The organism is Alistipes senegalensis JC50, assembly GCF_025145645.1.
GTDB lineage: Bacteria > Bacteroidota > Bacteroidia > Bacteroidales > Rikenellaceae > Alistipes > Alistipes senegalensis.
This window is the reverse complement of sequence record NZ_CP102252.1, coordinates 696,985-722,656: the sequence shown is the minus strand read 5'-3', so window position 1 is coordinate 722,656 and position 25,672 is coordinate 696,985. Positions and strand designations below refer to the sequence as shown.

The 25,672-nt window shown below is 62.0% G+C and carries 23 protein-coding genes and 1 pseudogene; 10 read left to right on the top strand and 14 right to left on the bottom strand.

Annotated features, from left to right (window positions below; all coding sequences use genetic code 11):
• Positions 1-10: 10 nt before the first annotated feature.
• The gene (locus tag NQ519_RS02835) at positions 11-2,032 is read left to right on the top strand and encodes a beta-L-arabinofuranosidase domain-containing protein (protein WP_026076297.1); all 2,022 of its coding nucleotides are present in this window, start codon (positions 11-13) and stop codon (positions 2,030-2,032) included.
• A gap of 94 nt (positions 2,033-2,126) precedes the next feature.
• Here NQ519_RS02835 and NQ519_RS02830 read toward each other — a convergent pair whose 3' ends face one another.
• The 7 genes and pseudogenes from NQ519_RS02830 to NQ519_RS02795 all read right to left on the bottom strand — a co-directional run bounded on the left by NQ519_RS02830 (position 2,127) and on the right by NQ519_RS02795 (position 9,610).
• On the bottom strand, positions 2,127-2,705 hold the full coding sequence (locus tag NQ519_RS02830; RefSeq protein ID WP_019149579.1) for a TetR/AcrR family transcriptional regulator: 579 nt from the start codon (positions 2,703-2,705) through the stop codon (positions 2,127-2,129).
• Positions 2,706-2,726: 21 nt separating this feature from the next.
• Complete coding sequence (locus NQ519_RS02825; protein ID WP_026076298.1) at positions 2,727-3,830, bottom strand: ABC transporter permease; 1,104 nt, start codon at positions 3,828-3,830, stop codon at positions 2,727-2,729.
• Between the two features lie 180 nt (positions 3,831-4,010).
• Positions 4,011-5,102, bottom strand: coding sequence for an ABC transporter permease (locus NQ519_RS02820; RefSeq protein ID WP_019149581.1), 1,092 nt, complete (start codon positions 5,100-5,102; stop codon positions 4,011-4,013).
• Position 5,103: 1 nt separating this feature from the next.
• Positions 5,104-6,760 (bottom strand): annotated as a pseudogene (locus NQ519_RS16225) (ATP-binding cassette domain-containing protein).
• Positions 6,761-6,774: 14 nt separating this feature from the next.
• Entirely contained in the window at positions 6,775-7,668 is an 894-nt protein-coding gene (locus NQ519_RS02805; protein ID WP_019149584.1) for an HlyD family secretion protein, read from the bottom strand.
• 13 nt (positions 7,669-7,681) lie between these two features.
• Positions 7,682-8,962: a TolC family protein gene (locus tag NQ519_RS02800; protein ID WP_019149585.1), complete on the bottom strand. Its 1,281-nt coding sequence runs from the start codon at positions 8,960-8,962 to the stop codon at positions 7,682-7,684.
• Between the two features lie 3 nt (positions 8,963-8,965).
• The gene (locus NQ519_RS02795) at positions 8,966-9,610 is read right to left on the bottom strand and encodes a TetR/AcrR family transcriptional regulator (protein ID WP_227901038.1); all 645 of its coding nucleotides are present in this window, start codon (positions 9,608-9,610) and stop codon (positions 8,966-8,968) included.
• 157 nt (positions 9,611-9,767) lie between these two features.
• On the opposite strand from NQ519_RS02795, the gene NQ519_RS02790 reads away from it, so the two are divergent.
• The 3 genes from NQ519_RS02790 to NQ519_RS02780 are packed head-to-tail and all read left to right on the top strand — an operon-like array spanning position 9,768 to position 12,886.
• Positions 9,768-11,483: an ArnT family glycosyltransferase gene (locus NQ519_RS02790; RefSeq protein ID WP_019149587.1), complete on the top strand. Its 1,716-nt coding sequence runs from the start codon at positions 9,768-9,770 to the stop codon at positions 11,481-11,483.
• Positions 11,480-11,848, top strand: coding sequence for a GtrA family protein (locus NQ519_RS02785; protein ID WP_026076300.1), 369 nt, complete (start codon positions 11,480-11,482; stop codon positions 11,846-11,848). Before NQ519_RS02790 ends, NQ519_RS02785 begins: the two co-directional genes overlap by 4 nt.
• Before the next feature lie 48 nt (positions 11,849-11,896).
• On the top strand, positions 11,897-12,886 hold the full coding sequence (locus tag NQ519_RS02780; protein ID WP_147513133.1) for an acyltransferase family protein: 990 nt from the start codon (positions 11,897-11,899) through the stop codon (positions 12,884-12,886).
• Here NQ519_RS02780 and NQ519_RS02775 read toward each other — a convergent pair.
• Positions 12,807-14,051 carry a glycosyltransferase family 87 protein gene (locus tag NQ519_RS02775; protein ID WP_227901040.1) on the bottom strand — a complete coding sequence of 415 codons (1,245 nt, stop codon included), beginning with the start codon at positions 14,049-14,051 and terminating at the stop codon, positions 12,807-12,809. The genes NQ519_RS02780 and NQ519_RS02775 overlap by 80 nt on opposite strands.
• An 18-nt stretch (positions 14,052-14,069) precedes the next feature.
• Entirely contained in the window at positions 14,070-14,789 is a 720-nt protein-coding gene (locus NQ519_RS02770; protein WP_019149590.1) for a polyprenol monophosphomannose synthase, read from the bottom strand.
• A gap of 188 nt (positions 14,790-14,977) precedes the next feature.
• Here NQ519_RS02770 and NQ519_RS02765 point away from each other — a divergent pair, with 188 nt between their 5' ends.
• From NQ519_RS02765 to NQ519_RS02755, 3 genes are read left to right on the top strand one after another with little or no spacing between them, the layout of a single operon-like run.
• The gene (locus tag NQ519_RS02765) at positions 14,978-15,418 is read left to right on the top strand and encodes a GNAT family N-acetyltransferase (RefSeq protein WP_019149591.1); all 441 of its coding nucleotides are present in this window, start codon (positions 14,978-14,980) and stop codon (positions 15,416-15,418) included.
• On the top strand, positions 15,415-18,078 hold the full coding sequence (locus NQ519_RS02760; RefSeq protein WP_019149592.1) for an AsmA family protein: 2,664 nt from the start codon (positions 15,415-15,417) through the stop codon (positions 18,076-18,078). The genes NQ519_RS02765 and NQ519_RS02760 overlap by 4 nt, the downstream gene beginning before the upstream one ends.
• A 5-nt stretch (positions 18,079-18,083) precedes the next feature.
• Positions 18,084-19,001 carry a LysO family transporter gene (locus tag NQ519_RS02755; RefSeq protein ID WP_019149593.1) on the top strand — a complete coding sequence of 306 codons (918 nt, stop codon included), beginning with the start codon at positions 18,084-18,086 and terminating at the stop codon, positions 18,999-19,001.
• A gap of 24 nt (positions 19,002-19,025) precedes the next feature.
• Here the strand turns inward: NQ519_RS02755 and NQ519_RS02750 are convergent, their stop codons facing one another.
• The 3 genes from NQ519_RS02750 to NQ519_RS02740 are packed head-to-tail and all read right to left on the bottom strand — an operon-like array spanning position 19,026 to position 20,151.
• On the bottom strand, positions 19,026-19,310 hold the full coding sequence (locus tag NQ519_RS02750; RefSeq protein ID WP_019149594.1) for a winged helix-turn-helix domain-containing protein: 285 nt from the start codon (positions 19,308-19,310) through the stop codon (positions 19,026-19,028).
• Positions 19,311-19,314: 4 nt separating this feature from the next.
• On the bottom strand, positions 19,315-19,905 hold the full coding sequence (locus tag NQ519_RS02745; RefSeq protein ID WP_019149595.1) for a hypothetical protein: 591 nt from the start codon (positions 19,903-19,905) through the stop codon (positions 19,315-19,317).
• A 12-nt stretch (positions 19,906-19,917) separates the two neighbouring features.
• Positions 19,918-20,151 (bottom strand): 2TM domain-containing protein, encoded by a 234-nt coding sequence (locus NQ519_RS02740; RefSeq protein ID WP_019149596.1) that lies wholly within the window; start codon positions 20,149-20,151, stop codon positions 19,918-19,920.
• A gap of 269 nt (positions 20,152-20,420) precedes the next feature.
• On the opposite strand from NQ519_RS02740, the gene NQ519_RS02735 reads away from it, so the two are divergent.
• Entirely contained in the window at positions 20,421-21,827 is a 1,407-nt protein-coding gene (locus tag NQ519_RS02735) for a sialate O-acetylesterase (protein ID WP_019149597.1), read from the top strand.
• A 24-nt stretch (positions 21,828-21,851) separates the two neighbouring features.
• Positions 21,852-23,273, top strand: a complete 1,422-nt coding sequence (locus NQ519_RS02730; protein WP_019149598.1) for a sialate O-acetylesterase — start codon at positions 21,852-21,854, stop codon at positions 23,271-23,273.
• A 56-nt stretch (positions 23,274-23,329) separates the two neighbouring features.
• Here the strand turns inward: NQ519_RS02730 and NQ519_RS02725 are convergent, their stop codons facing one another.
• Positions 23,330-23,635, bottom strand: a complete 306-nt coding sequence (locus NQ519_RS02725; RefSeq protein ID WP_019149599.1) for a GNAT family N-acetyltransferase — start codon at positions 23,633-23,635, stop codon at positions 23,330-23,332.
• 56 nt (positions 23,636-23,691) lie between these two features.
• Between NQ519_RS02725 and mutY the strand changes: the two genes are divergently transcribed.
• Positions 23,692-24,741, top strand: a complete 1,050-nt coding sequence (gene mutY, locus NQ519_RS02720; RefSeq protein ID WP_019149600.1) for an A/G-specific adenine glycosylase — start codon at positions 23,692-23,694, stop codon at positions 24,739-24,741.
• On the opposite strand, the gene NQ519_RS02715 is transcribed toward mutY, so the two are convergent.
• Entirely contained in the window at positions 24,717-25,670 is a 954-nt protein-coding gene (locus NQ519_RS02715; protein ID WP_019149601.1) for a calcium/sodium antiporter, read from the bottom strand. The genes mutY and NQ519_RS02715 overlap by 25 nt on opposite strands.
• Between the last annotated feature and the right edge of the window lie 2 nt (positions 25,671-25,672).

Sequence of the window (25,672 nt, the reverse complement as noted above, 5' to 3'; positions counted from 1 at the left end):
CAAAACCAATATGAAACCGATTCGACTTATCTTTGCTTTGTGCAGTCTCGCGGTTGCGGCGGCGGTATCCGCTCAGCCCGACACGCGATTCAACCGGGCGCCGCTTCAGCCGCGGCCCTATGCCGAACTGCCGATCGGCGCCGTGAAGCCTGCGGGCTGGCTCAACGAACAGCTCGTGCGGATGCGCGACGGCATGACCGGACACCTCGATTCGCTCTACCCGCAGGTCATGGGCCCGCGCAACGGCTGGCTCGGAGGCGACGGCGACGTGTGGGAGCGCGGTCCCTACTGGATCGACGGCCTGCTGCCGCTGGCCTACATTCTCGAAGACCGGCGGCTGATCGCCAAGGTGCAGCCGTGGATCGAATGGGCGCTGGCGTCGCAGACGGCCGACGGCAATTTCGGACCCGTGACCGACCGTCCGGCCGAACCGGGGTTGCAGCGCGACAAGGCTCGTGACTGGTGGCCCCGCATGGTGGTCCTCAAAGTGTTGCAGCAATACCATTCGGCGACGGGCGATCCGCGCGTCTTGGATTTCATGGGCCGCTATTTCCGCTACCAGCTGGCGCAGCTTCCCCGGACGCCCCTCGACAACTGGACCAAATGGGGGCGCGTCCGCGGCGGCGACAACCTCGCGGTGGTCTATTGGCTCTACAACCTCACGGGGGAGAAATTCCTGCTCGAACTGGGCGAGCTGATCCATAAGCAGACGTTCGACTGGACGGGGACTTTCCTGCACGGCGACCACCTGAGCCGTCCGTACAGCCTCCATTGCGTCGATCTCGGCCAGGGTTTCAAGGAACCGGTGGTCTACTGGCAGCAGAGCGGCGATTCGCGCCACATCGAGGCCGTGGGCCGTGCCGTGGAGAAGATGCGCCATACCATCGGGCTTCCGACCGGGCTTTGGGCGGGCGACGAGAAGCTCCGTTTCGGCGATCCGACGCTCGGTTCCGAACTGTGCACGGCGGTCGAGATGATGTTCTCGCTGGAACAGATCCTCCAGATCACGGGAGGCCGCGAGTGGGGCGATTATCTCGAACGTGTGGCCTACAATGCCCTGCCGACCCAGACGACCGACGCGCAGGATGCCCGGCAGTATTACCAGCAGGTCAATCAGGTGGAAGTCACGCGCAAGGTGCGGCCCTTCTCGACGCCCCATGAGGATACCGACATCGTTTTCGGCCTCTACACGGGTTATCCGTGCTGTACGTCGAATCTCCATCAGGGGTGGCCCAAACTGGTGCAGAACCTCTGGTATGCGACCCGCGACGGCGGTCTGGCCGCTTTGGTTTACGCCCCTTCTAAGGTCGAGACCACGGTCGGCGGCCGGAGCGTCGTGATCGAGGAGCGCACCGATTATCCTTTCCGCGAGCGGATCGCTTTCTGCGTGACGCTGCCCGGGGCCGGGAAACGGGCCACGGCGGCTTTTCCGCTCCACCTGCGCATTCCCGGCTGGTGTGCCGAGCCCGAGATCACGCTCAATGGCGAGAAGGTGGCCTTCCGCAGCGCGGGCGAAGGGATCGTCGTCGTGGAGCGCGAGTGGCGTTCGGGCGACTGTCTGAACCTCACCTTCCCGGCGCAGGTCGCCGTGAGCCGCTGGTACAACGAGGCGGCCGTCGTCGAGCGCGGACCGCTGGTCTACGCCCTGCGCATGAACGAGAAGTGGGAGCGTCACGCGATGGAACCGGAGAAACAGACCCTCTACGGTCCGTATTATTACGAGGTGACCTCGGATTCCCCGTGGAATTACTGCCTTCCGAAAGCGAATGTCCGGCCCGAGAAGGTCGCGGAGAGCTTCGTGGTGGAGGATGCGGGAGAAATGGCGCCTTATCCCTGGACGCCCGACGGCTCTCCGGTGAAAATCCGTACCCAGGCCCACCGCATCGGCGACTGGACGCTGCACGGCGGGTCGGCGGGGCCGATCGCCTTCGTCTCCTCGCAGCAGATGTATATGACGCCCGAAGCGGAGTGGATCGAACTGATTCCTTACGGCTGTACGACCCTGCGTGTTACGGAGTTTCCGGTGCGATAGACGAACGCCGCCGTATACGAAACGCCGCCCGACCGATCGGGCGGCGTTTTTCGGGACGGGCGGACATCGCCCGGGCCGTTCGTCGGACAGCGCGTCAGTCCGTCAGGCCCATCGCTTCGCGGACCCGTTCCGCCTCCTGCCGGCCCCGCTCGGTGGCGGAGCCGCGCACCACGGTGAAGAGCACCCGCAGGGTGGATTCGCGGTACCGGCTTTCGGTCATGGCGTTCTGCCAGAAGAGCTGTTCGAACACTTCGTAATAGACCTCGCCGAGCAGGTAGCCCTGTCCGACACCTTGCAGGAATAGCCTCTGCTGCCGCTCTTGCAGTTTCCGGCGGCTCTGGCCGATGGCGTCGATCACGGCGGGATAGGAGGGGGCGTCCTCGGAGAACATCCAGCTCATCTGCCCGAAGGCGTCGCAGACCGCGACCGACGTGCGGATCAGCGCCTCGACGGGGCTTGCCGACGATGCCTCGGCGGCTTGCAGCGTCTCGTCGAGTTGTCGCAGTCCGTATTCGACACTCAGCTCCGCCAGTTCGCGCTTGTCGCCGAAACAGGCGTGCAGGTCATGCCGGGTGACGCCGAGTCTGTCGGCGATTTTGTTGAGGCTCAGGTTTCGGATACCTTCGTGCAGGAAAAGCCCGCAGGCGGCTTTCAGCATCTCTTCTCGGTTCATGGTCGTATGTTTTTTTAAGTGTTATGTCCGTTTGCGGTAGGTCGCGGCGGCGAGCGTGTTGAAGGCGGCGGCGAAGACGGCCAGCAGGACGTAGTCGGACCACAGGTCGCCGATCAGCGAGCCTTTGAGGTAGACGGCGCGCATGATCTCGACGAAGTAGCGGGGCGGCAGCAGGCGGGTGATCCACTGCGCCCATGCGGGCATCGACTCGACGGGGGTGATCAGGCCGCTCATCAGGATGAAGATCATCACGAAGAAGAACATCACGAACATCGTCTGCTGCATGGTTTCCGAACGGTTGGCGATCGCCACGCCGAGCCCCGACATGGTGAGGACGAAGAGCCCCGCGGCCAGGAAGATGGCCCCGATGCTTCCGGCCGGAGCCAGCCCGTAGACGATCCATGCCAGCAGCATGGCCGCACCCAGCACGGCCGTTCCGATCACCCAGTAGGGGATCAGCTTGGCCAGCGTGAAAGTCAGCCGGCTGACGGGCGTGACGTTGATCTGCTCGATGGTTCCGGTCTCCTTCTCGCTTACGAGGTTCAGCGCCGGCAGGAAGCCGCAGAGCATCACCAGCAGCATGATCATCAGCGCCGGGATCATGTAGTGGCGGTAGTCGAGCGTCGGGTTGTAGCGGTTCTCGACGACGACGGGATCGGCGGCCGGCGGCTGTCCCTGCTCGCTGCGCAGTTCCGCGAGGGTCTGCGTGACGGTTTGCACGAGATACTGCATTCCGAGGCTGCCCTTCACGGCGTTCACGCCGTTGGCCGCGATGTCGATCCGTTCGGGCTTCCCGGAGGCCAGCGAGCGTTCGAAATCGGCGGGAATCCCGACGATGACATCCGCATCGCCCGCTTCGAGGGCTTCGAGCGCATCGTCGTAGCGTTCCGGGATACTCCGGAGGGTGAAGTAGTCCGAGGCGCCGATCTTCTGGATCAGCCTCCGCGATGCGGGTGAGCGGTCGCCGTCGATCACCGCGACGTTGACGTGGCGCACGTCCATCGTCGTCACCCACGGGATGACGAGCATCACCATCAGCGGGAACATCACGGCCATCTTCGGCAGAAACGGGTTGCGGAGGAACTGCCGCCATTCCTTGTCCAACAGGTAAAAAAGGGTACGCATTGTCAGGTAATTATAGCTGTTTACTGTGTCTGCCGCTTTCGGCCGCTGTCTTTGCCGCCTGCGGCGTCACCCGGCTAAGAGCCATCGGGGCTTGGTCCCGATTTTGCGCTTCTGTTTCTAAAAGCCGTTTCTTGAACGGCTCTCGGGAGGGTGATGGCATGCGTTTCGCGCGGTCGGTCGTTATTCGAGTTTGTCGTTGAACTTCCGGAGCGCCGCGGCGATCAGCAGGGCGGTTATCGCCGCGAGGATCGAGAACTCCCGCAGCACGCCTCCGAACGGCAGTCCCTCGATCATCAGCTTCCGCACGGCGTCGATGTACCAGCGGGTCGGGATGATGCAGGAGATCGGCTGCAACACCTTCGGCATGTTCTCGATCGGGAACGCCAGCCCCGAGAACATGATGATCGGGAGCAGGATCAGCATGCCCGAGATGATCAGGGCCGTGGCCTGCCGGTCGGCGAAGGTGGAGATCAGCAGCCCGAAGGCGAGCGAGAGGGCGAGGTAGAGCATCGACACTCCGATGATCGCCCCGAGGTTGCCCGACAGAGGCACGTCGAGAACGAACCGCGCCAGCAGCAGGATCGACGCGAGGTTGAAGCACGAGAGCGCGAAGTAGGGGATCATCTTGGCCAGTACGACCTTCAGCGGCCGCACGGGCGACACGAGCAGCACCTCCATCGTTCCGGTCTCCTTTTCGCGGACGATCGACACCGAGGTCATCATGGCGCAGATCAGGATGAAGATCATGCCCATGATGCCCGGCACGAAGTTGTACGAACTCTTCATCTGCGGGTTGAACAGCAGGCGGGTTCCAACGGCTGACACGCCCGGTGCGCCGGACAGCAGGACGCTGGTCAGATAGCCCGCTCCGGCCGACGCCGTGTTGGTGTTCGAGGCGTCGAAGACCAGCTGCACGGCCGGTTCCGCCGCGAGGCCCTGTTTCAGCGCCTCCGTCCGCCGGTCGTAGTCTTCGGCGAAGACCACCACGGCGTCGGCGTCGCCCCGGCGCAGCGTCCGGTCGATCTCCGTTGCCGCAATGCAGCCCCGGAACGTGAAATAGGGGTTGGCCGCGATCCGCTCGACGGCCCGGCGGACGGCCTCGGTCGGATGCGGGGCCACCACGGCCACTTCGATGTCGGTGACCTCGGTGTTCATGGCGAAGCCGAACAGCAGTACCTGCACCACGGGCATCAGCAGCACGATCAGCATCGTCCGCGGGTCGCGCACGATGTGGAGCGCCTCTTTTTTGACGAATGACAGGAAACCACCCATATTATTCGGTCCGTTTGGCGCCGCGGGCCAGCGTGCGGAACACCTCGTCCATCGACCCTGCGGCGAATTGTCTTTTCAGTTCGGCCGGGGCGCCCAGCGCCCGCACCTGTCCATCGACCATGATCGACACGCGCGAGCAGTATTCGGCCTCGTCCATGTAGTGTGTCGTGACGAAGACGGTGGTGCCTCCGGCGGCGGCTTCGTAGATCAGCTCCCAGAACTGGCGGCGCGTCACGGGATCGACGCCTCCCGTCGGCTCGTCGAGGAACACCACTTCGGGCCGGTGGAGCGTCGCCACCGAAAAGGCCAGCTTCTGCTTCCATCCCAACGGCAGGGAGCCTACCAACGTGCCGGCTTCGCGGCGGAACTGCAACCGGTCGAGCAGCGTCACGGCGCGCCGCAGCATTTCGCGGCGTCTCAGTCCGTAGATTCCCGCATAGAGGCGGATGTTTTCGAGCACGGTCAGATCGTCGTAGAGCGAAAACCGCTGGCTCATGTAGCCGATGCGGCGTTTGATCTGCTCGCCCTGGCGCATCACGTCGAATCCGGCGACGGTGCCGCTCCCCGACGTGGGGTAGCTCAGCCCGCAGAGCATCCGCATCGCCGTGGTCTTCCCGGCGCCGTTGGCCCCGAGGAATCCGAAGATCTCCCCGCGGGCCACGTCGAAGGTGATGCGATCGACGGCCACGAAGTCGCCGAACCGCTTGCTCAGCTCCCGGACGGATATGATCGGGTCATGGTTCATGGTGCATCAGTTTGATGAATACGTCTTCTATTCCCGCTTCGGCGGGGCGGATCACGGCGTCGGGGAAGCCCTGCCCGGCCAGCTCGCGGGCGAACGCCGCGGCATCGAACCCGTCGGCGGGGATCAGGTGGTGCGCCTCGCCGAAAGGGTAGCATTCGCGGACCCCTGCCGAACGGCGGGCCGCCAGCAGCAGGCCGTACATGTCCCGGCCCGAGAGGGCGTAGAGCGGTCCGTCGAACCGTCCGACGATCCCCTGCGGAGTGTCGATGCCGAGGATTTTCCCTTCGTTGCAAAGCGCGATGCGGTCGCAGCGGCGCGCCTCGTCCATGTAGGGCGTCGAGACGAGCATCGAGATGCCTTTCGACTTCAGCTCGGAGAGTATGTCCCAGAATTCGCTGCGCGATACGGCATCGACTCCCGTCGTGGGTTCGTCGAGCAGCAGCACCGAGGGGCGGTGGATCAGCGCGCAGCACAGCGCCAGCTTCTGTTTCATGCCGCCCGAGAGTTTCCCGGCGCGGCGCGTGCGGAAGGGTTCGATCTGGCGGTAGATCGGGGCGATCAGGTCGCGGTTGGCCGCGGCATCGACGCCGAACAGCGCGGCGAAGAAGTCGAGATTCTCCTCGACCGAGAGGTCGGGGTAGAGCGAGAACCTCCCGGGCATGTAACCCACCCGCCTGCGGATTTCGCGGTACTCCCGCACGATGTCGCAGCCATCGACCGACGCCGTGCCTCCGTCGGGGTTTATCAGCGTCGTGAGCAGGCGGAACAGCGTGGTTTTGCCCGCGCCGTCGGGACCGATCAGCCCGAACAGTTCGCCCCGCGCGACTTCGAATGTCACGCTGTCGAGCGCCGTCAGCGCGCCGTAATGCTTGGTCAGACCGTTCGTTTCTATTGCGTTTCGTGCAGCCGCCATTTGATTTTTCATTTTTAATTGCGGAGCCTGACTTCGCCGTAAAGGCCGATTTTCAGCCGTCCGTCGTTCTCGACGGCGATCTTCGCGGCATAGACCAGGTTGGCCCGCGAATCGCGCGTCTGGATCGTCTTGGGGGTGAATTCGCTCTCCGAGGCGATCCACACGATGCGCCCCGGGTAGTCGATGCGGCTGTCGCCGCCGAAATCGGCCGTGACGGTCACCTCCTGCCCGAGTTTCAGCCCGGCCAGCTGGTCCGAGGTGAAGTAGGCCCGCAGGTAGATGCGGTCGAGGTCGGCGACCTTCATCAGCGGACGCCCCACCGACGCCAGTTCCCCGGCTTCGCTGTATTTGGCCAGCACCGTCCCCGCGACGGGCGACGCGATGCGGCACTTCGCCAGCTGGTCCTCGATCCGGGCGATTTGCAGGTCGATGGACGAGGAGTTTTCGTCGATCGACGCAGCGTTGTTGCGGAGCGTCGAGAGCTGGGCCTCCAACTGTCCGTTCAGCACCTTGATCTGGGCGTCGATGTCGTCCAGCTGCTTGGTCGTGGCGGCGCCGTCCCGGAGGAGGTTTTCGACGCGGCGGCGTTCGGTCTGCTGCTTGGCGATCTGCTCGCGCAACGATGCCGCCTGCTTGGCGATGTCGGGGCGGTTGCTGACGACCGAGGCCCGCTGGCGCTCCAGTTGCAGTTTTTGCAGGTAGAGCTGCACGGTGTCGATCGCGCCGACCTGCCGGCCGGCTTCCAGCACGTCGCCCTCCTCGGCGTCGAACCGGAGGATGCGCCCCGCGGCTTCGGCCGACACGACCACCTCCGTGGCCTCGAACGTTCCCGTGGCGTCGAAATCCCCGCTGCGGCCGCAGGCGGCTGTCAGGAGCGGCAGGGCGCAGTAGATGAATATCCGTTTCATAAGAGCTCTGTTTTTATCGGTTTATCGTGTGTTTGAGTTCATAGATGGTTTTCAGAAGTTCGATCTCGCGGGCCGAGCGCGCCGTGGCGGCCGCCGCCTCGTCGGTGATCTTCCGCAACAGATCGTCGGTGTCGATCACGCCGTTGCGGAGCTTCGACTCGGCGGCTTCGCGCACCGAGCGGCGCAGGGCCACGATGCGGTCGTCGTCGGCGAGGGCTTTGCGCAGACGGGCGATGTCGCCGCTCTCCTCGGCCGTCTGCAACCGCGTGTTGAAAAGGAATATCTCCCGCTGCATTTCGACCTGTTCTTTGGCCGTGCGCAGTTTGGCGAGCGAATTTTTCCGGGTGTAATAGGCCCCGAAATTCCACGACATCTTCACGCCCGCCATCGCGTTCCACGACCAGTCCGGCGACATCATGCTTTGGAAATAGTCCATCCCCGGATAGCCGTAATACCCCTGCGCGAAGAGTCCGAAGCGCGGGCGGGTCGCCGCTTTGACCAGCCGTTCCTGCGCCGTGAGCTTGTCGGCCGTGGCGTCGAACAGCGCCAGTTCGGGACGTGACGACTCCATCGAGCGGGGCTCCGAGGCGTCGGGACGCTCCAGCCGTTCGCCGTCCAGCGGACGGCCGGTGAAGATCTCCAGCATCCGGCGGTAGCTGTCGCGCGAGGCCGTGACCTGCGTCAGCTGCTGGTTCACGGTCAGCAGTTCGGCTTCCACGGCGTCGGCGTCGCTCTGCATCGCCACGCCGTTCCGTTGCAGGGCCCGGACCTTTTCGAGGTTGCTGCGCAGCAGGTCGAGCGTCAGCCGGGTCTGCGCGATCCGCTCGTCGAGGAGCAGGATGCCGAAGAAGAGGTTGTCCACACGTCCTTGCAGCGCATAGAGGTCCACGTCCGTCGAGCGCGCCTGTTCGGCGGCCTCGGCCCGGGCGATGCGTTTGTCGGCCTCCGACTTGCCGCCGTCCCAGAGGGTCTGGTTCAGTTCCAGGGCTGCTTTGTATTGGTCTTTGTTCATCCCCGGCATGTCGATTCCCTGCTGGGCGAGCATGCCCGCGAGGGCGTTCGGGAACGAGGGGACTTCGGTCTGCCAGGTGGCCTGCGCCGCGAACGAGAGCTGCGGCAGCCATGCCCGGCGGGCGTTCGACAGGGTGTATTCCTCGGTCCGGCGCACGAGGTCGTATTGCCGGATTTCGGGGTAGTGCTCGCGGGCCAGCCGGCGGCACTCGTCGAGCGTCACTTGTGCGCCGGCCGAAAGTCCGGCCAGCAGGCATCCGCACAGAAGGGCGATTCGTTTCATGGGCTACGATTTTTTGAGTCGGCGCAGGACGATTTCCACGTTTTCGCTCCTGCGCAGTTCGAAGAAGCGGCTCCGGTCGCCGGAGAGGTCTCCGAGGATGGGCTCGACGACCGGAAAGGCGATGAACGGAAAGACGTTGAGCGAGATGATGTCGAGCATCAGCATCCGCACGTCGATCCGGTCCGTCTCGCCGCGGTCCGCCGATGCGTCCAGCTCCTGCTGGATGTCGTGCATCAGGACCTCTGCGATCTCCCGGATGCGCGTGCGCATCGTCTCGTAGCGCTCGGGCCGCGAGAAGACCTCGTTGACGATGAAGCGCGGCAGGTCGGGGTTGGCCGCGATGAAGTCGAAATGGCGTTCGACCCCGTTTCGCAGGCGTTCCGCCAGCGGGAGCCCCGGTTGTCCGAAGGCGGTCAGCACCGATTGGCTCATCAGGCGCATCTTCTCGTCGAGGATGCGTTCGAAAAGTTGTTCCTTGGTCCGGAAATAGTAGTGCAGCATGGCGTGCGTCACACCCGCCGCCTCGGCGATCGAGGTCGTCCGCGCTCCTGCGAACCCCTTGTTGAGGAATTCCCGTTCGGCGGCTTCCAGAATCGTCTGCTCCTTGTTTTTGGCCGGTTTGGTCATGGCGTCGCGCTGTGTTAACAATTTGATTTAACAATTTTGTCAGTCGTAAATATACGATCGTTTTTCCGATTTGCAACGATTCCGGGAATTTTTTCTGTCGGCGGGGCGGAAAGTTTTGCCGGCCGGCTGCGATTCGGTTTTGCTCCTGCCCGGTTTTTTTATACCTTTGTCCGCTGGAATGAAAGCATCTTTCAAAAAGACATACGCTTCGCTGGATGCCGACCGGCTGGTGCTCCTGTGGCTTGCCGTGTGGTGGGCGTGCAACCTCTTGCAGGCCGGCCTGACGGAACTCGCCAACGACGAAGCCTATTACCACATGTTCGCCGAACGGCTCGCATGGGGCTATTTCGACCATCCGCCCGTGACGGCCCTGCTGGTCTGGGCCGGGGAACGCCTCTTCGGCGGCGAACTGGGCGTGCGGTTCTTTTTCACCGTGCTCCAGCCCCTCTACCTTTGGATACTGTGGCGCCTCGTCCGTCCCGCGGACGCCGACCGCAGGGACGCCGCGCTGTTCACGGTCGTTTCGGCTTCGACGCTGATGCTCCAGCTCTACGGCTTCATCGCCGTGCCCGACGGTCCGCTGATGCTCACCGCGGCGCTGTTCCTGCTGACGTTCAAGCGATTCACCGAAGGCCGCCGCATGGCGTGGCTGTGGATGGGCGTCGCTATGGCGCTGATGGCTTACAGCAAGTACCACGGGGCGCTGGTGGTCCTTTTCGCGCTGGCGGCAGCCCCCCCCCGCCAATTACTGCGTCCGTCGCTATACCTGAGCGGGGCCGTGGCCCTGCTGCTGCTCGTGCCGCACCTCGTGTGGCAGTACGACCACGACTGGGCGTCGTTCGCCTACCACCTCTCAGGCCGCAACTCGGTCTTCAAACCCGGCTACGTCGTCGAGTTTCTGGGCAACATGCTGGTCGTCTTCAACCCCTTCTTCGTGCCGCTGTACGTGCAGGCGTGGCGGAAGGTGAAGCCGCAGACGACGGTCGGACGGGCTCTGAAACTGCTGCCCGTGGCCTTCATCGGCTTCTTCCTGCTCTCGTCCCTGCGGGGATACGTGCAGCCCCAATGGGTGATCGTCTCCTGTTTCGGACTCGTTTACGTGCTGTTCGACTATGCGCGGCGCCATCCCCGCACGCGGCGTTACGTGATGCGGGCGGGCGGCGTGACCATTGCGCTGGTCGCGCTGGTGCGTATCGAGATGATCTTCAATCCGCTGGGCGTCCGCTTCGAGGTGTTCGACAACCGCGCGAGCTACGGCGCCATCGCCGAAGCGGCCGACGGCCGTCCGGTGATCTTCCGGCAGGGCTATGCCGTGGCGGCCAAATATGCTTTCTATACCGGCGGCGAGGCTTATTGCCAGCCCAATATCCGCTACCGCACGCATCAGTGGCAGTTCCGGGACGACGACTCCCGCTTCACGGGGCGCGAGGTGCTCGTCGAGTGTCCGGCCGATATGGCCGACACGACCCGGGAGGTCCGGAGTCTCACGATGGCCAACGGCCGGCGGTTCACGTGGTTCGTAGACCGGAGTTTCCATCCGGTGCGGCTGGTGGACATCGCCGTCGCGGGGTTGCCTGAGGAGGTGGCCGCGGGCGAGGAACTGCATCTGGAACTGATGATCACGAATCCCTATCCCTACGTCATTGCGGTCGGTGAAAAGGGCTTGCAGCTGACGATGCTGTGGAAACACGGGCGTTTCCGGGTCGAGGAGTTCCCGATCGAAGCGCATTTCAAGATCCCGGCGGACGACGAGCTGACCCGGGAGGTGACCTTCACCGTGCCGCCGCAGCTGGCCGGGGAGCGATTCGACGTGGGGTTCGCCCTGCGCCGCGAAGGATATACGAATTGGTTTAACGGAAAAGCTGTCCCGACGAGAGTGGTCGGAAACTTATGATAGAACAATTTATAAAATTCTGCGTGGTCGGCGGTTCGGGCGTCTTCGTCGATTTCGGTGTCACCTATCTCTGCAAGGAGTTCCTGCGGCTGAACAAATACGTGGCCAACTCGCTGGGATTCCTCTGCGCATCGACCACGAATTATATACTGAACCGTGTCTGGACGTTCCACAACGAAAATCCCGACATCGCGGGCCAGTACTTGCGTTTCCTGGGCATCGCGGCGATCGGGCTGGTCATCAACAACGCCACGATCTACCTTCTGCACAACCGGTTCCGGCTGAATTTCTACCTGGCGAAACTCTTCGCCACGGGCATGGTGACGTTCTGGAACTTCTTTATGAACTATTTCTTCACGTTCTGATATATGCGCGCTTCCCCCCCCCTTCTTTCGGCTAAAAGGCTAAGTAGTGTGGATTTACTGAAAGGAATCGGTATTTTCCTGGTTGTAATGGGGCATTGTCCGGATGAATTGAATCTGCATCGTTGGATTTATGCTTTTCATATGCCGTTGTTCGCATTTATCGGAGGACTTTTTTTGAGACCTCAGCCGTTCCGACAATTTGCGGTTAAAAAAATGACTCGCCTGCTGGTTCCTTTTTTTGCTTGGTCGCTGTTTTTTTGGGTGTTGTATGATTTGGTCATATATTTTTGTGAGCCCCGGTTGCTGGGAGCCCAGTTGAAACAAATAGTTTATATTGCGATAGGAAGTGGCCAGAACGCCGTAAAAGGTTATGCCAATGTCGCGTTGTGGTTTTTGCCTTTTTTGTTTTCGGCGTCGATGATTTATTTCATTGTGGCTAAATTATCGGAACGCAAATGGGTCGAATATGCAGGTGTTGTGTTCATTGCCGCATTGGGTTTGATATGCGGCTTTTGGGAACTGCGGCTTCCTTACAAGCTCAATACTGCATTTACGCTTTATCCGTTTCTGTGGGCTGGAACCAAGTATTTTCGGATTATTCAGTCTGTTCAGCTGCACACTTGGGGCAGATGGGCCGCAATGATAATATGTTTGTGTATCTATGTCCCTTGTACGCTATTTAATACGAGGGTCGATACAGCAAGCAATGTAGTCGGTAATTTTGCCTTGTTTTATCCGGCGGCATTTGCTGCGATTATCTTTTGTGTCATAATCTGTCGGATGATCGACAAAATCGGATTTGTGAATTTTATAGGTCGGAACAGTCTTGTAATATTGATATTCCACATGCCGATCATACAACTAATATTGTATTTGGCTGGAACATATATGACCTTTGCAATGTTACTGTTGCTCCCTGTTGCAGTCGTTATATTATGTGTTCCTGTAATCTATTTCATCAATCGTTTTGTACCTGAACTGATCGGATTGGAGCGAATTCAGAATAAGACTTCTTCATCGGCTCCGGAATGCGGATGAATGCCGTCCAGCACATCCGCAGCCACAAGGCCAGCAGCAGCCACAGGTTAAGCTGCCATCCGTAGAAAAGCTGCATGACTTTCGGCGGGCACAGCACGTCCACCGGCATCACGACCACGATCACGAAGGTCGCCCAGTAGGCGATCTTGTCGGCAAGACGGATTTCCCCCCCCCGGCGCATCGTCCAGTACCACATCTGGTAGCCGATCAGCATGATCACGTAGGTGTGTCCTTCGCTCGAATTGCTGAACAGAATGACGTAGCCCATCAGGATGGCCAGGCAGGCGATCCGGAAGAAGGGCAGCCGCCAACTGCGCCAGTTCGCCAGCACGCCGACGGCCAGTAGTGCCAGTACGCCGATCTGCACGTACGTCCGGTAGGGCAGCAGTCCGAGCGGGCGCAGGTAGAAGACGTTCATCCACGTCCGAGTGTCGGGGTGTTCCGTCAGGGCGCCGATCCATTGGCCGTAATAGTCGGGCAGTTCCGCAAGCGGCATGTTGACCGCCGGAGCCAGCAGGAAAGCGGCGCCGATCAGCACGGCATAACCGACGTTGCGCCAGAAATGCGGATAGAACAGCAGCATCGCCAGCTGGAAGATGCCGTATATCTTCGTGAATCCCGAAATCATGATCAGCAGCACGGCCCAGAAACCCTTGTCGCGTTCCAGCAGCGAATAGGCGAACAGGAACATGTAACCCACGGCGACGTTGTACTGGAACGACAGCTGCGTGCAGGCCAGGATCAGGAAGGTGAAAAGGAACGATTTGCACTTCTCCTCGCGGGTGAACTTTCCGGGCAGGGTGAAGATCGCCGCGAACCACAGCGTGAAGTTGAAGACATTCCACACGATCGGCCCCAGCCATGCGGGCAGGTAGGCGAACGGTGCGAAGAGTATGTTGAAAAGCGGCCCGTAGAGGAAATAGTCGAGCCGGACGGGGAATCCCGCGGGCGGCCAGTTGGCGCCGTAGGGGGCGATCTGCTGCCAGAAGAGCTTCGTCGATTCGGCGAAGATCATGAAGTTTTTGTGCCTGCCGCGCGTGACCTCCGAAACCGAGAGCGCCAGCACCAGCAGCAGTCCGATGACGTAGAGGTTGCGGGGGTTGAGGAAAAACGCCCCGATGCGCCGCCAGACGGAACCCTCCGTCCCCGGCCGTGTGTTCAGCATTCCCTGCTCCATGTTCGTTTACCGGCGTTTGCGGATTTTGCGGAACGGGAGGCCCAGCACGCCGAAGAAGGCTTCGCGGAAGATGCCGCCGCTCATTTTCGACACTCCCTCGCGGCGTTCGACGAAGATGATCGACACCTCTTTGAGCTTCATTCCGAGCCGCCAGGCCGTGTATTTCATCTCGATCTGGAAGCCGTAGCCCTTCATCCGGATGGCGTCGAGGTCGATGGTCTCCAGCGCCCGCCGCGAGTAGCAGACGAATCCCGCTGTGGCGTCGCGCAGCGGCAGGCGCGTGACGATGCGCACGTACATCGAGGCGAAATAGGACATCAGCAGACGCGACATCGGCCAGTTGACGACGTTGACGCCCTGCACGTAGCGCGAACCCACCACCACGTCGTTGCCCTCGGCGGCCGCTTCGTACAGCCGCACCAGATCGTCGGGGTTGTGCGAAAAGTCGCAGTCCATCTCGCAGATGTAGTCGAACCCCTGCTCCAGCCCCCAGCGGAATCCCGTGAGGTAGGCCGTTCCGAGCCCCTGCTTGCCCGAGCGTTCCAGCAGGTGAAGCGTCGCGGGGAATTCCTTCTGGCGTTCCCGGACGATCGCGGCGGTGCCGTCGGGCGATCCGTCGTCGATGACGAGCATTTCGAACGGTTCGGGCAGCGAGAAGACCTTGTCGATCATCGCCGATATGTTTTCCTTTTCGTTGTAGGTCGGAATGATTACGAGTTTGCGCATGGTGTGAATGTTTTTACAAAAAACAAAGGTAACAAAAAAACGGCCGGATGCAAAACCGTTGTTTTGCGCGGCGGCTCATCGTCCGTTCGGGCGCGGAACGCCGGTTCCCGGCGGCGGCGACGGGCAAAAGTACGCTTTTTTCACGGATCGCCCTAACGTTTCGCATAAAAAAGGTTATCTTTGCGGATATGGAACTTCGTGTGAAACAGGTGCGGGAAGTCACCGGTCCGCTGCTCGATGCGTTTGCGCGGCTCATGCCGCAGCTTTCGCCGCGGCTCGCCGCCCCCTCGGCCGCACGGCTGCGGGAGATCGCGGCGTCCCCTTCGGCGGCGCTCTTCGCCGCGGAGGCCGGAGGATGCGTCCGGGGATTGCTCACCCTCGTGTGGTACGACGTGCCGTCGGGCCGCAAGGCGTGGATCGAGGATGTCGTGGTCGATGCCGAAGTCCGCGGAACGGGGGCGGGGCGGGCCCTCGTGGCCGCCGCACTGGAACATGCGGCGGGTGTCGGGGCGGGCGAAGTCCTGCTGACCTCGAACCCTGCGCGGGAGGCCGCGCGGGCGCTCTATCGTAAAATGGGATTCGAAGAGGCCGCAACGACGGTCTTTGCTATTAAAACAGATGCGGAATGAAAAAGTTCGTGAAGATCGCGGCCATCGTGGTGGCCGTTATTCTGGCGGTCGCCCTGATCGTGCCGTTTGCGCTGCGGGGCAAGATCGCCGACATCGTGAAGCGCGAAGCCAATGAAATGCTCGCGGCGAAGCTCGATTTCGAGAAGCTCGACATCAGCCTGCTGCGCCATTTCCCGAACGCTTCGCTGGATTTGAAAGGGCTCACGCTGGTGGGCGTGGACCGCTTCGAGGGCGACACGATCGTCGCCGCGCAGCGGATTTCGGTGGTCGTCAACCTGATGTCGCTGTTCGGCGACAGCGGGTTCGAGGTGACCAAGGTGATCCTCTCGTCGCCGGCCGTGCATGCGCACAAGCTGGCCGACGGGGCCGTCAACTGGGACGTGATGAAGCCTTCGGACGAAGCCGCGGAGGAGACTCCCGCCGAAGAGTCGTCCGAACCCTCGTCGTTCCGGATGTCGGTGCGCGATTTCCGGATTTCGGACGCTGCGATCCGCTACGAGGACGATTCGACGAACATGCGTTTCTCGACCGCGCCCCTTTCGCTGCGGCTCCGGGGCAACATGTCGGCCGACCGCACCGACCTCGATCTGCGGCTCACGGCGCAGGAGATGCGCTTCGTCTCGGGCGGCATTCCGCTGCTGAGCGGCGCCGAGGCGGAACTCGTCGCGGTGATCGACGCCGATCTGGCGAACAACCGCTTCACCTTCTCGCGCAACACGCTGCGGCTGAACGCCATTTCGGTGGGGCTCGACGGCTGGGTCGAGCTGGACGACGATGCCGTGGTCATGGACCTCACGGCCGGCTGCGACAAGGTGCAGTTCAAAGACGTGCTGTCGCTCATTCCGGCGTTCTACACCCGGGAGTTCAAAAACCTCACGGCGGGCGGCGAGCTCTCGATGGCGCTTTGGGCCAAGGGCGAGATGCGCGGTTCGGCGCTTCCGGCCTTCGAACTGAAAACCGAGGTCCGCGACGGCAGCTTCCAGTACTCCTCGCTTCCGAAGGCCGTGACCGGCATCAACATCGCCGCCAAGGTGGCGAATCCCGGGGGCGTGATGGACAAAACGGTCGTCGATCTTTCGAAATTCGGCCTTAAGATGGCCGGGAACTCCGTTTCGGCGACCTTCTACGCCACGAATCTCGTCAGCGATCCCGTATTCCGCGCCACGGCTGCCGGGCGTGTCGATCTGGGGGCCGTGAAGGAGGTCTACCCGTTGGAGAAGGGCGTCGAGCTGGGCGGCCAGATCACCGCGGATCTCAAAGTCTCGGGCCGCATGTCCGACATTGAGAAAAACCGCTACGAAAAACTCGGTGCGCAGGGCACCTTCACCGTCGAGGAGCTGGGGCTGACGCTTCCGAGCCTGCCGGCGGTGTACATCCGCCGCGCCGCGGCTACCATCACGCCCGCCGCGATGACCCTCGGCGAATTCGGGGTGACGGTCGGCAAGAGCGACCTCGCGGCCAACGGCCAGCTGACGGGTTACATCGGCTATCTGCTGCGGGGCGACATGCTTTCGGGCCGTCTGTACGTGAAGTCCGAACTGCTCGACCTGAACGAGATCATGGAAGCCATGCCCGCGTCGTCCGAGCCGGCTGAAGGTGAGGCGGTTGCCGCCGAGCCGATGCAGGCCGTCGAGGTGCCGCGCAACCTGAATCTCTCGCTCAACACCGATCTGCGCAAAGTGCTCTTCGGGAAAATGACGGTCAGCGACATTTCGGGCGAGATGAGCGTTGCCGGCGGCGTGCTGTCGCTCGACCGGCTGGGGCTGGGCGTCTTCGGCGGCAAGGCCACCGCTTCGGGCAGCTACTCGACGGCGGCCGATCCGGCGAAACCCGCGCTGAAACTCAATGCCGACATTGCGGGCGCCTCGTTCCAGAAGACTTTCGAGGAGCTGGAGATGGTGCAGAAACTCGTGCCGATCTTCGCCAAGACCGGCGGCGATTATTCGCTGGCGCTCGACATGCGCACGTCGCTCGACTCTCAGATGTCGCCCGACCTGCAAACCCTCACCGCCACGGGCGAGATCAGGTCGGCCAATATCCATGTGCAGAATATCGAGGCGTTCGACGCGCTGGCCAAGGCGCTGAACAACGACGACCTGCGGAAGATCGAAGCCAAGGATGTCACGATCCGTTTCGCCATCCGGGACGGCCGCATCACCACGCAGCCTTTCGACCTGAAACTGGGCAGCGTCGGCATCAACCTTTCGGGCTCCACGGGGCTCGATCAGACCATCGACTATACGGCCAAGGTGGCCATTCCGGGCGGCAAGACGCTGCAATCTATCGGCGTGGGCATCGGCGGCACCTTCTCGTCGCCCAAGATCACGCTCGGTGTGAAAGAGGCTGCCGAAGAGGCTGTGAAGAATATCGTCGATGAGCAGATTCAGAAGCTCACCGGCAGCGAGTCGCTTTCCGAGGAGATTCAGAAACAGGCCGAGAACCTGCGTGCGGAGGCGAAGCGGACCGGGGAGAAGCTCGTCGAGGCGGCCGAGAGCCAGCGGGCGAAACTCGTCGAGGAGGCTTCGAAGAAGGGCGCTCTGGCCAAGCTCGCCGCCGAAAAGGCCGGGGACAAACTGGTCTCCGAGGCCGAGAAGCAGGCCGCGAACCTCGAAGCCGAGGCCGAGCGGCAGATCGAAAAACTCACGGCGAAAAAGGAGTGACCGGAATGCTCGTAATCTTTGCCGTCATCATCGGAGGCATTGCAACGGGGCGCCGGCTTATCGGCCGGCGCCTCGCTTTCGTACCGCGCCTCATCACCGTCATCATCTGGGCCCTGTTGTTCCTGCTGGGGGTCGAGGTGGGCTCCGACCCTGCGGTCGTGGGCTCGCTGGCGACGCTCGGAGGGGCGGCGCTGGCGATCTTCGCCCTCTCCGTCGCGGGGAGCATCTTCGCCGCGTGGCTGTTGTGGCGGCGGATTCGCGGACGCGCCGTGCCTGCCGACGACGGGGAGGCCGCCGCAGATGTCCCGGTCTCCGCATGGTCGGCCCTTTGCGGCAGTCTCGTGATCGTCGCCTTCTTCGTGGCGGGATGTGTCGTGGGACTTTTCGCGCCGTTCGATACCGCCGGATCGCGGGTCAGCGCCTACGTGCTCTATGCGCTGATGTTCTGCGTGGGGATCACGTTGGGCAACGACCGCACGCTGGCCGGACGGGTCCGGAGGCTCGATCCGCGGCTGACGTTGCTGCCCGTCGCCACAGCCGTCGGGACGTTGGCCGGGGCCGCTTTGGCGGCTCCGCTGCTCGCCGAATGGTCGCTGACCGATTCGCTGGCCGTGGGCGCGGGTTTCGGTTATTATTCGTTGTCGAGCATCTTCATCGCCGATTTCCGGGGGCCCGAGTTGGCCACTATCGCTTTGTTGTGCAACGTCATGCGCGAGATTTTCACCTTGTTGGCCGCGCCGCTCGTCGCACGCTGGTGCGGGCCGCTGGCCGCCGTGTCGATCGGCGGTGCGACGACTTTCGACACGACGCTTCCGATCATCACGCAGGCCGCAGGCCGTCCCTATGCCGTGGTGTCGGTCTTTCACGGCTGCGTGCTCGATTTCAGCGTCCCGTTCCTGGTGACGTTCTTCTGTACCGTCTGAAAGAATAAGCGCCCCGAGGGACGCTTATTTTTTTATGTAGGATTGCAGGGCTTCGACGTATTCGGCAAAGGCGTCGCGCCCGGCCGCGGTGATGCGGCATACCGTGCAGGGCTTCTTTCCCCGAAAGGTCTTTTCGACCTCGATATAACCGGCTTTGGCGAGTTTGTCCAGTTGCACCGAGAGGTTTCCCGCCGTGGCTCCGGTCTGTTGCCGGATGAAGACGAAATCGGCGCTCTCGACTCCGATCAGGATCGAGACGACAGCCAGCCTCAGTTCGGAGTGCAACAGAGGATTCAGTTCTTTGAACATCGCATTATCGTTGCGGGCGGTTCGACGTATGGTTGAGGATGTGGCCCGGGATGATCATCATAACCACGAATCCCGCGATGAAGAGCAACGGCTGCCACATATTGCCGGCAAGCAGCGTGCACGGGGCGAGGATGATGGCCGCGATACCTCCGACGATGGTGGGTGTGAAGCGGATGATGAGTCCCGTGACGGCGGTCCCCATGCCCATGATGAGCAGGATGATGAAGAGTATCGGCAGACGCATGGGCGTGAAGAGCGTCAGCAGGCTGACGAAGAGGGCTGTGGACCCCATGACGAACCAGACATTTCCGATCACGCGGTCAACGAACGTGCGGACCTCGCCCTCGGTGGGTTTTCTGCGTGTGAGCCACATCAACAGCCATCCCAGCACGGGCAGCAGCAGCCACAGGTAATTCCAGCGCGGGTCCCGGAATCCGACTACGGCGGCCCATACGATGATTGTCGTGACGATGGTGGCATAGCCCCACGCCAGTAGCGGGCGTCCCGAGTTGCGGACGATGCGGCTACGGGTGTTTTCGATCATGCGGCCGATGAGCTCCAGGCTTTCGGCGGCCTCCAGTTTACGGTCTTCCATAGGTGTAATTTTTTAACGGTTTCGGCAATCGTCCTCGTCGTCCTGGTCGAACAGGTAGCGGATGAGCGAGAGCAGGATGCTCAGTCCCCACCCGGCGATAACCCAGACCACCCACCAGTAGTGGGGCGATGTGTACCAGTTGACGAAAGCTAAGAAGCCGCAAACCGCGAAACAGGTCGTGACGCGGCGGCTGAACCGGCGCGCGAAAAGGCGGCGTTTGTTGGTGTTGGCAGAGGTGATTTCCATCGTTTTCGGTTTTACGGCCGGGCCGGTTCTTAAATACGTTGCAAATATAAAGTGGTTTATAATATAAACCAAATTCCGAGCCGGAAATTTTTCAGAAAAATTGGATACATTTTATTTATGAAGGAGTGGGTCGGGTTGAATGCCGTATTTTGATCTGCGATTGCGTTTTTTGATCGACTTGGCTTTCGATGGCTTATTTTATCGTTTAAGTAAGGTGCTACTTCGGTGAGAAAATGCTAAATTTGCAGAAACCCGAACGAAAACCGACTATGAAAAAAATGCTTTTGCTCCTCTTCGGCCTTGCGGCGGCGTGGAGCGTTGCGGCGAAGGTTTCCCTTCCCGATGCCATCGGCAGCAACATGGTGTTGCAGCAGAATACGAATGTGAAACTCTGGGGCTGGGCCGATCCGCATGCGGCGGTGAAAGTCGTGGCCTCGTGGGGCGCGAAAGCCTCTGCGAAAAGCGACGGGGAAGGCCGCTGGGAGGTGACGCTGAAAACTCCCGCCGGTAGTTACGAGCCGCAGCGGATCACCGTTGCGAGTGGCGACAAGCGGGTGTTGGACAACGTGCTGATCGGCGAGGTGTGGTTTTGCAGCGGTCAGAGCAATATGGACATGCCTCTCGGCGGCTATTGGAACGGTCTGGTCGAGGGTGGCAACGAGGCCATCGCCTGCGCCGATGCGCAGCGCGGCCGCATCCGCTTCCTGAAGGTGGCCTATTCGCAGGGCTATACGCCGCAGGAGCGTGTTCCGGGCGCCTGGAACGAATTCACGACGGCTACCGCCGCGCGGTGCAGCGCCACGGCCTATTTCTTCGCCGAAATGCTCTCGCGGGCGCTGGATGTCCCGGTCGGGGTCATCGACAGTTCGTGGGGCGGCAGCCGCATCGAGTGCTGGACCCCGCGCGAGGAGCTGGAGACCTATCCCGACATCGACCTTTCGGAGAAAGCCATTGCCGAACTGCCCGACTACATGCGTCCGATGGCGATGTACAACGCCATGGTGTACCCTCTGACCCGCTATACCGTCCGCGGATTCCTTTGGTATCAGGGCGAGTCGAACATTGGCCGTCACACGGAGTATGCTGCACGGATGGCTGATATGGTGGCCGGGTGGCGTGCGCAGTGGGGGCAGGGCGAACTGCCGTTCTATTTCGTCGAGATCGCGCCTTTCGGTTACGGCAACGGGCTGTCGCCCTATTTGCGCGAGGCGCAGTGCCGGGCGCAGAAGCTGATCCCCGGCAGCGGTATGGTTTCGACCAACGATCTGGTCCTTCCCTGCGAAGAGGGTAACATTCATCCCCGCGACAAGCGCAGCGTGGGCCGTCGGCTGGCATTCTGGGCTCTGAACCGTACTTACGGCAGGAAGGACGTGGCCTGCGAAAACATGCAGTTCCGATCGATGGAAATCAAAGACGGCAAAGCCTGCCTTTCGTTCGACAACACTTTCGGCGGTTTCGGCCGGGCGTTCGATCTGAGGGGTTTTGAGATCTGCGGCGCCGACCGGGTGTTCCGCCCCGCGCAGGTGCATTTCGAAGGCAACGAACGGCTGATCGTTTTTCTGCCCGACATTCCCGAACCGGTGGCCGTGCGTTATGGATTCCGCGATTTCCAGCCGGGCAATGTCGTCAACACCCGCGAACTTCCCCTCGTACCGTTCCGCACCGACGACTTTTAACCTGAAACCATCAACCCGAATTCTATGAAACGAATATTGCTGTTAGCCGTTGCGCTTGCCGCGGCATGGACCGCCGCCGCGAAAATCACCCTTCCGGAGATCATCGGCGACAATATGGTGCTGCAACAAAATGCCGAGGCCAAACTCTGGGGCTGGGCCGAGCCGCATACAGCGGTGAAAGTCACTGCTTCGTGGGGTGCTAAGGCTGCCGCCCGGAGCGGCGCCGACGGCCGCTGGGAGGTGATGCTGAAAACTCCTGCGGGAGGCTACGATCCGCAGCGTATCACGATTGCCGGGGACGGCCGGGTCGAACTGAACGACATTCTGATCGGCGAAGTGTGGTTCGCCGCCGGGCAGAGCAATATGGAGATGGGTGTGCAGGGATTCCACAACTGTCCCGTAGCCCGCTCCAACGAGGTTATTGCCCGGGCCGATGCCCGGCGCGGCAAAATCCGCTATGTGAAGATTCCGAAAACGGCTTCCTATACCCCCGAAGAACGTGTCGCCGGCCGCTGGAACGAGTTTTCGACCGAGACGGCGCCGTTGTGCACGGCTGTCGGCTATTTCTTCGCCGAGATGCTCAACGACGTACTCGGTGTTCCCGTGGGTGTCATCGATTGTTCGTGGGGCGGCAGCCGCGTCGAGAGCTGGACCTCGCAGGAGATTTTGGAGACCTATCCCGACATCGATGTTTCCGAAAAGGGTATTGCGGCGGTTGACGAGTGGCTGCGGCCGTTGGTGATGTATAACGGCATGCTGCACCCCGTGGCGGGCTACACCGTTCGCGGATACCTCTGGTATCAGGGCGAATCCAATGTCGGAGCCCACGCGGTCTATGCCGAACGGCTGGCCAACATGGTGAAATTGTGGCGCGGCCTGTGGGGGCAGGGCGAACTGCCTTTCTATTTCGTCGAGATCGCTCCGTTCAACTACTGGGGCAGCGACCTTTCGGCCTTTCTGCGCGAAGCGCAGTGCCGGGCTCAGGATGTGATCCCGAACAGCGGCATGGTTTCGACGAACGATCTGGTCGAGCCTTACGAGTGGTGCAACATCCATCCGGCGAACAAGCACGACATCGGTTATCGGCTGGCCTGCATGGCTCTGAACCGGACCTACGGAAAGAAGGCCGTCCATTGCGACAGTCCCCGTTTCCGTTCTATGGAGATCGCTGACGGCAAGGCGCTCGTTTCGCTGGACAATGCCGAATACGGGTTCAACCGTCTGGTGGGCATCGAGGGCTTCGAGATCTGCGGCTCCGACGGGGTGTTCCGTCCGGCCGATGTAGCTGTCGATGCACAGTTGAGGCTGGTCGTTTCGTCGAAGGAGGTTCCGGAACCCTCGGCTGTGCGCTACTGCTTCCGCAATTTTCAGATCGGTAACCTCGCCAACAGCTGGGGGCTGCCCGTCATTCCGTTCCGTACGGACGACTTCCAGCCCCGGCCCTGAGGCCCGGCATACTGAAAAGTTGAAGGGGCCCTGTGCAGGGCCCCTTCGTGCGTTTGTCAGCGCTTTGCCGATTCCGCGGTCCGCACCAGGTCCGCCCATTCGGGATGGCGCCGGATGTAGACCTCGACGAACGAACACTGCGGCACGACCCGCAACCCCTTGCTGCGGATGTCCTCCAAGGCGGCCAGCACCAATTCCTTGCCGATGCCCTGACCCTCGTATGCAGGCGGGACCTCGGTGTGGGTCAGGACGACGAATCCGTCGCCCGTCGCGTATTCGATCAGCGCCATGTCGCCCTTTCCGAGGTCGAGTTCGTAGCGTTTCTCGGCGGCGTTGTCGATCACTGCGTGTTTCTTTTCCATAACGTCGGTGTTTTTGGTTGAACGTATTGCGATTTATCGTACTTTTGTCCCCGGTTATGAACTCCGTCGCCGACATACTCCTCGACTGGTACGCCCGCGAAGGGCGCGACCTGCCGTGGCGCCGCACGCGCGATCCCTACCGCATCTGGCTCTCGGAGGTGATCCTCCAGCAGACCCGCGTGGCGCAGGGAACGGAGTACTATCTCCGCTTTACGGAGCGGTTTCCCGACGTCGCGTCGCTCGCCGCCGCTCCCGAGGACGAGGTGCTGAAACTCTGGCAGGGACTCGGCTATTACAGCCGTGCCCGCAATCTCCATGCCGCCGCCCGGCAGGTCGTCGAACGCTTCGGCGGACGGTTCCCCGTCGCGTTGGAGGAGGTTCGCTCCCTGCGCGGCGTGGGCGACTATACCGCCGCGGCCATCTGTTCGGCGGCCTACGACGCTCCGTGCGCCGTGGTCGATGGCAATGTCTACCGGGTTCTCGCGCGGCTCTTCGACCTCGATGCGCCGATCGACTCCACGGCCGGAAAGCGCGCTTTCGCCGAACTGGCGCAGTCGCAGCTGGACACCGCGCATCCGGGACGCTACAATCAGGCGATCATGGATTTCGGGGCGCTTCGATGCACCCCTTCGTCGCCCCGCTGCGAGGCGTGCCCGCTGGCCGGACAATGCCTCGCCCTTGCCGCCGGAACCGTCGCCGCGCGTCCCGTGAAGCAGGGAAAGACCCGCGTCCGCGACCGCTGGTTCAACTACTTGCACGTTTCGTCAGGCGACCGGACCCTGCTGCACCGCCGCGAGGGGCGCGACATCTGGCAGGGGCTCTACGAATTTCCGCTCATCGAAACTGAAGAGCCCGCCGAACTGCCGGAGCTCGTGCGCCTGCCGCAGTTCCGCGAACTGTTGGGCGACGCTCCGTGGCATCTCGTGCGCAGCATCCCGCTGCCGAAGCACCAGCTCTCCCATCAGACTTTGCATGCGGTCGTCCACCGCATCGAAACCCTCTCGCTGACGCCTGCCGCTGCTGCGATGGCCGTTCCGACCGCTGCGCTGGGCGACTATGCCGTGCCGCGGCTGATCGACCGCTACCTGATCAAATACCAGATATAGACGGCGTAGATCGCCACGAACAACGCTCCCTCCCAGCGGTCGATGGCCTTGCGTTTGAACGTGAAGGCCGCGAGGAACACCACGACCGAACTCAGCAGGACCATCAGCAGGTCCCAAACCGTGATGCCGCCCATCGAGAGCGGATGGATCGTGGCGCTCACGCCCAGGATCAGCAGGATGTTGGCGATGTTCGATCCGATCACGTTGCCCAACGCCATCTCCGCCTTGCCTTTGAACAGCGACACGAGTGACGAGGCCAGTTCGGGCAGCGACGTGCCGCCGGCCACGAGCGTGATGGCGATCACCGATTCGCTGACCCCCAGACTGCGGGCTATCGACGTGGCGCTGCGGAGGAACATCTCGCCGCCGAACACCAGCCCCGCGAGGCCCCCGACGATCATCACCGCCGTCAGCCACGCGGCCATCGGCGCTTTGGACCCTTCCGTCGGGGCCGTCGCTTCGGGACGCTTCGTCTTCCGGATCGTGTACCACATCAGCAGGATGTAGAGCGCGAGCATCGCCGCGCCGTCGAGACGCCCGATGCGGTCCGCCGCCCCTTTGCAGAGCAGCGAATCCTGGGCCAGCGCCAGCAGGAGCAGCGACACGAGCACCCCGAACGGAATGTCGCGGCGGATGTTTCCCGCCGTCAGCGGCACGGGGCGTATCAGGGCGCAGACGCCGAGGATGACGAAGACGTTGAAGATGTTCGATCCCACGACGTTGCCGATCGCCACGTCGCTCTGGCCTCCGATGGCCGAGAGCACCGATACGACCAGTTCGGGCGTCGAGGTGCCGACGGCCACCACCGTCAGTCCGATGATGAATTCCGGCACCCGGAAGCGCTGCGCCAGCGCCGCGGAGCCGTCCGTGAGAAAATTCGCGCCGGCGAGGATCAGCCCCAGCCCGACAATCAACAGAAGAATATCCAAAA